Here is a 5,485-nt window from a genome sequence, read left to right as displayed (position 1 = left end):
TGATAAACTAAAAGATTTCGTAATGTGGAATTCGTTGGGTTATTAACAGCGAAATATATTAAAGCAGTGTAAGACTCTAAGTTTGATTAAGAATTAAATACATTACAAAATATAATAAACAATAAATTCAAAAAAATAAAATAAATTATTTTGAGTTGGTATTATTTTCCAGTACCACAAAAGGCATCCAGTCCCTAGCAGGTAGCGCATACCTTGTCTGGAAATCAAAACTTCCCAAGATGATATCCAAGTCTCCATCCTCGTCAATGTCGGCCTTTTCCATGACCAACCAAGACCATTTCCCCAATTCTTCGATACTGCCCACTTGAAATTCCATGTCCTCGGTTTGTTGAAACAAAAGGAAATTTATAATTGTATCTCCGCTTTTATCAGGGAAATAGGAGCTCACTGCCACATCCAACCGTCCATCCCGGTCAAAGTCACCTGTCAGCAAAGCACTTGCACCATACATGGGATAGAAATAAGCTTCCGCGAAACCGTTTTTACCATCATTGGAAAAAATCCTGAGTCCATGATATGGTTTCAAGATGGGAGAAAGGTCAGCATTGTCACCATTGACGATGACCAAATCTTTGAACCCATCTCCAGTTATGTCTACCCAATCAAAATCCGAGGAACCATAAACAGAGGGGAATTGAAGCCAGACTTCTTCTTTGAATTTCCCTTTCCCCTGATTGATATAGGTGTAAATCCCTTCTTTGGCTTGTGTCATCATGGCAATCACATCCGGCAATCCGTCCCCATTGACATCATCCACGACAGTTTTGCGGGCACCGGGATTGGAATTCAAAATATGCTCTAGGTAGTCATCATCGACTTTTTCAAACCATGAAAGAGACCCGATGTGGTTGCCGAAAAAACTCATTACAAGCTCATCCTGCCCGTTTTGTGTAAGGTCTGCACGGGTAAAGTGTACTGGTCTCCGTAGACTATCCATCAAGATGATGGGCGCTTTTTTCTCCTTCAAAACATAATCCTGCAATCTTCCAAAAGCAAAATTGGAAGGGTCCATCACTCCCATTGTCAAGAGCTCAAAACCGGTATCCTTAAACCTGATATCCGAAGCAGGAGAAATTATCCCTATCGAATCCATGATTTTCATACCAATCAGATCGACCCTAAAAAGGCCTTTCTGCCTATCCCCCATATACAATAATTTCTCTTGGGGATGGTAGCGAATAAGTGTAGTGAGACTTGGTTTTTTATTATGAAAACCAGGATTCCTAACTGTAAATAAACCTGTATTTACTTTGAGGTTTTGATCCAAAGGAATGGATTCAAGTGAATCAGGAGCAAGACTCAGGTAGTATTCCTGGATTTTATCCCAATCGGCTTGAGTGACCAAAGGAGCGGTAGCATAAATCCCGGGAGGGGCATCATTGTCTTCACCTACTTTGGCTCCGAAATCTTCTGCATTGATGAGTCCTAACCTCCTCCTCATATCGGGTAGGACCCCATTTTTCCAGGTAGTCTTGTCCAATAATCGCGGATCAGGTTTGATATGGCAGGCTTGGCAATAAAGGTCAGAAAGCTCTTTCCCTGAAAGCTCTAGAGATGCATTTCCCAAACCCTGCAATTGATCGAAACCTTCATTTTCAACCTTAGATCCTGGAGTACAAGACACCAAAAAACCAAAAATCGCTCCCCAAATCAAAAATTGTTTACCCATTTCGCTTCCCATTCAATCCTGAACGGACAAAGTATGCAGGAGTGTTTTAGAAAAAGCTGAAGTTTATACAAACGGGGAAATAGTACTTTATATATCCCGAATCAGTCGGGAAGGACTACCCATGACGAGCTTGTTGTCAGGAATATCTTTGGTAACCAACGAACCTGCAGCGACAGTAACATTGCTTCCGATTGTTACTCCGGGAAGGATAACTGTATTGCCACCGATCCAACAGTTGTCTCCGATCTGCACAGGAAGCGCTCGGGTTTTATAAGGTGCTTCGTCTTTTCCGGGATGGGAAATGATCCTATCTCCTGCCGATAACGGATGCGTCGCAGTATAAATCTGAACATTCGGTCCGATCAGGACATTTTTGCCGATATCGATCTTATTGCAATCCAGGAATACCGCATTGGTATTGATAAAAGTATTTTCTCCGATAGAGATATGCCTGCCATAATCGCAATAAAAAGGCCCCTCTATCCAAACGCCATTGCCGATTTTTCCAAATAGCAATTGGAGGATCTTTGATTTTTCAGCTCCCTCCCGCGAAGATATTTCGCTCCATTTTCGGAGTAATTCTTTGGCATGATGGTACATTTCCAGCAGTTCAGAATCCCTGGAGTTATAGTATTCTCCCGCTAACAATTTTTCTCTTTCTGTCATTGTGCAGTTATTTCTTTTCTGAACATGCTGACCATAGCATGGTCTACAGTCAAAACCTGCCTGAATGCATTTGGGTCGGAGGAAAGGGAAACAGAAGGATGAAAATAAGTACTTTGGGTAGGCCTAAAGCTTTTGCATGAGGCATGGATTTCCCGGAGTTGCCCTTTTATATTCAATTGGGAAACATGTTCAGGCTTAGATCCTCCTCCCGGCATGATGATGATTTCCTCACCTGCCAACTCAAATAACTCTAAAATTACCTCCAAACCTTTGCTCACATCATTTTCTCCACCCGAAGTCAATATCCTTTGAAATCCCAAGTCAATGATCGTCTCCAATGCTTTTTTCTTGTCCGCGGCTATGTCAAAAGCCCTGTGAAATGTACAGGGCAGTTCTTCGGCCACGTTTATAAGGTATTTGCAGGCATCCTTATCCACATTTCCGTTTGGATCCAAAACCCCAAAAACAAAGCCATCAGCCCCAAGGCTTTTGAGGATGGCGATTTCCTTTTTCATGATATACAGCTCTTCCGACGTGTAGACAAAATCTCCTCCCCGAGGCCTCAGCATCACAAAAATGGGGATATCCACTTTTTCCTTAAGAAATGCGAGCATGCCTGCACTTGGGGTTTCGCCACCCTCCCCAAAATCGGAACAAAGTTCCAGCCTGTCTATACCATATTCCGCGGCTTTAAGTGCCGCCTCCGCTGTAAAAACAGGAGCTTCCAACAAGATCTTTCCCATCGCTTAGAATTTGCTTTTAGAATCTATCAATGAACCGCCATTGCTATGGTGCCTTGCAAAATTAAAACCAGGATGTACGGCATAGGCACCGTATTCTCCGTCTTTATTAATGGCAAGAAATCCTGCCTGAATGTCTTTGATATTAGTGGAGTTTTTGGCAACAAGTCTTCTCACCGCCTCCTCACAGGCTTCTTGGGGTGTTCTTCCCTGACGCATAAGCTCCACGATAAGGAAACTTCCACAGATCCGGATGATGGTTTCACCAAGTCCTGTAGCTGTAGCGGCACCTACTTCATCATCCACATACAATCCCGCCCCGATAATAGGACTGTCCCCTACCCTGCCGTGCATTTTGAATGCCAAGCCACTTGTGGTACAGGAACCTGCCAACTTCCCATCCTGACCCAATGCTATCATCCCTATGGTATCATGGTTTTCAATATTGATGATGGGTTTGTATTTGGATTCCTTTTTCCATTCCTGATACATTTCTTCGGCTTTTGGACTGAGGGTCTCAGATTCCATCGGAAAACCCTTCGAGATCGCAAACTGCCTCGCACCTTCTCCCGCCAACATCACATGAGGTGTTTCCTCCATGACCATTCTGGCCAAAGAAATCGGATGCTTCACCTGCCTGACAAATGCGACCGATCCGCAGCTTCCGTCTCCCTTCATGATGGAAGCATCCAAGGTGGGGATTCCTTCCCTGTCAGGAAGTCCCTGAAGACCAACAGATAAGTTGTCCATGTCCAATTCAGTGACTTTCACTCCTTCTTCCACGGCTTCGACGAGATTCCCTGATTTCATCAAAACCTCCCATGCACGGTCATTGGCGGGCATGCCATGGTTCCAGGTGGAGAGGATAAGCGGTTTGAATTTTTCACCTGTAGAATCCTGTACAGGATTGGCGCAAGCTTCGATAATTCCGCCAGGCAAAAGTAATGAGGTGGAAACAAGGGTTTTTTTAAGAAATGATCTTCTGTTGGACATGATGGATTTGTTTGTTCAAAAAACTTTAAATTGATTGAAGATTAAAGATTCAAAAAATTTCGGATAAATATATTTGGGATCGTTGAAATTTTTAAAGAAGTTGGAGGAGAGAAGGGCTGAAGTGGTTCTAGTGGTTGTAGCGGTTGTCCGCTGAAGCTGTTGTCGGGTTCTCGAGTTGTCAAGTTATCAAGTTATCTTAATTATGGCACTTCGTGTTAAATGCATCCCCTCAAACCTGACCACTGATTACTGAGACTGCCTACTCCGCCTCTCACTTATTAATTCTGAAATCTTGATACTTGATACTTAATTCCTGATACTAACTATGAGACCTTATATCCTTGCTGAAAACAACTGGAAAAACCTAGAACACCAACGCTTTGAATTGGCTATCTTGCCTTGGGGAGCCACAGAAGCACACAATTACCATATGCCTTATGGGACAGACATTTTTGAAGCGGAGTCAATTGCCGCCGGAGCGGGAAAATTTGCCTGGGAAAAAGGAGCCAAAGCAGTTATTCTCCCTGTTTTGCCTTTTGGGGTGAATACCGGTCAGAGTGACATCTACCTTGATATCAACATGAACCCAAGTACCCAAATGGCCATATTGAAAGATATCCTGACGGTATTGGACAGGCAAGGGGTTAAGAAATTTTTGATCCTGAACAGCCACGGTGGCAATGATTTTAAGACCATGCTCAGGGAACTTGGACTTCAATTTCCAGAGATGTTGCTCGTCACCTGCAATTGGTATCATGCCTTGGATAAGAGCCTATATTTTGAAGAATCAGGAGACCATGCCGATGAGATGGAAACAAGCCTGATCATGTACCTCCATCCACGATTGGTATTGCCTTTGGAAGAAGCAGGAGAAGGCAAGGAGAAGAAATCCGTCATCCCCGGCATCAAGGAAAAATGGGCTTGGGCCGAAAGGAAATGGTCAGAAGTGACCGAAGATACGGGCATCGGCAATCCCAAAAAATCCAGTGCCGAAAAAGGAGAAAGGTATTTCCATGATGTCTGTGCCAAAGTCGGTCAGCTGATGATTGACCTATGTAAGGTGGACATGAAGAAGCTTTATGAGTAATGTGGTTGGGTACCAATTCTGCTAAGAAGATACCTAAGTTTCCATCTTGGAAATGTGCAATTGTAAAAAATATCGGAATAATGATATGGTTTCTTAGAAATTGGTCAAAAGTTAACGAATGGTGGGGGAGGGTATAACGGAAGGTGGGGGGAAGGTGGGAGGAAGGTGGGGGGAGACTGGGGGGTAAAATGGCTATTTTTGGAATTTTTATTGCATTATTTTTTTTTGAAATGTTCTTTTTTATATTAAATTATATTTTATTTTTTTGGGTAATTAGGGAGAAAAAAGTTTCAAAATTTTTTTGAAACG

5 protein-coding genes are annotated in these 5,485 nt (G+C 43.0%); 1 reads left to right on the top strand and 4 read right to left on the bottom strand.

Annotation, left to right across the window (positions count from 1 at the left end; all coding sequences use genetic code 11):
• Positions 1-145: 145 nt before the first annotated feature.
• The 4 genes from ACZFYI_RS14920 to ACZFYI_RS14905 all read right to left on the bottom strand — a co-directional run bounded on the left by ACZFYI_RS14920 (position 146) and on the right by ACZFYI_RS14905 (position 4,089).
• Positions 146-1,690 (bottom strand): FG-GAP repeat domain-containing protein, encoded by a 1,545-nt coding sequence (locus tag ACZFYI_RS14920; protein ID WP_462524925.1) that lies wholly within the window; start codon positions 1,688-1,690, stop codon positions 146-148.
• Between the two features lie 87 nt (positions 1,691-1,777).
• Positions 1,778-2,356, bottom strand: a complete 579-nt coding sequence (locus ACZFYI_RS14915) for a sugar O-acetyltransferase (RefSeq protein WP_462524924.1) — start codon at positions 2,354-2,356, stop codon at positions 1,778-1,780.
• Complete coding sequence (locus ACZFYI_RS14910) at positions 2,353-3,099, bottom strand: copper homeostasis protein CutC (protein WP_462524923.1); 747 nt, start codon at positions 3,097-3,099, stop codon at positions 2,353-2,355. The genes ACZFYI_RS14915 and ACZFYI_RS14910 overlap by 4 nt, the downstream gene beginning before the upstream one ends.
• A 3-nt stretch (positions 3,100-3,102) precedes the next feature.
• A complete protein-coding gene (locus ACZFYI_RS14905; protein ID WP_462524922.1) occupies positions 3,103-4,089 on the bottom strand; it encodes an isoaspartyl peptidase/L-asparaginase family protein in 987 nt (328 codons plus the stop codon).
• Between the two features lie 325 nt (positions 4,090-4,414).
• Here ACZFYI_RS14905 and ACZFYI_RS14900 point away from each other — a divergent pair, with 325 nt between their 5' ends.
• Positions 4,415-5,176, top strand: a complete 762-nt coding sequence (locus tag ACZFYI_RS14900) for a creatininase family protein (RefSeq protein WP_462524921.1) — start codon at positions 4,415-4,417, stop codon at positions 5,174-5,176.
• Positions 5,177-5,485: the final 309 nt, after the last annotated feature.

Source organism: Aquiflexum sp. (assembly GCF_977115555.1).
Note: the sequence above shows the minus strand (reverse complement) of the source record. Positions and strands in the feature narration are given on the sequence as shown.

Bases quoted from the DNA above. Each gene is read 5' to 3' on its own strand.
- ACZFYI_RS14905 (WP_462524922.1), bottom strand. From the start codon at position 4,089: ATGTCCAACAGAAGATCATTTCTTAAAAAAACCCTTGTTTCCACCTCA.
- ACZFYI_RS14915 (WP_462524924.1), bottom strand. From the start codon at position 2,356: ATGACAGAAAGAGAAAAATTGTTAGCGGGAGAATACTATAACTCCAGG.
- ACZFYI_RS14900 (WP_462524921.1), top strand. From the start codon at position 4,415: ATGAGACCTTATATCCTTGCTGAAAACAACTGGAAAAACCTAGAACAC.
- ACZFYI_RS14920 (WP_462524925.1), bottom strand. From the start codon at position 1,690: ATGGGTAAACAATTTTTGATTTGGGGAGCGATTTTTGGTTTTTTGGTG.
- ACZFYI_RS14910 (WP_462524923.1), bottom strand. From the start codon at position 3,099: ATGGGAAAGATCTTGTTGGAAGCTCCTGTTTTTACAGCGGAGGCGGCA.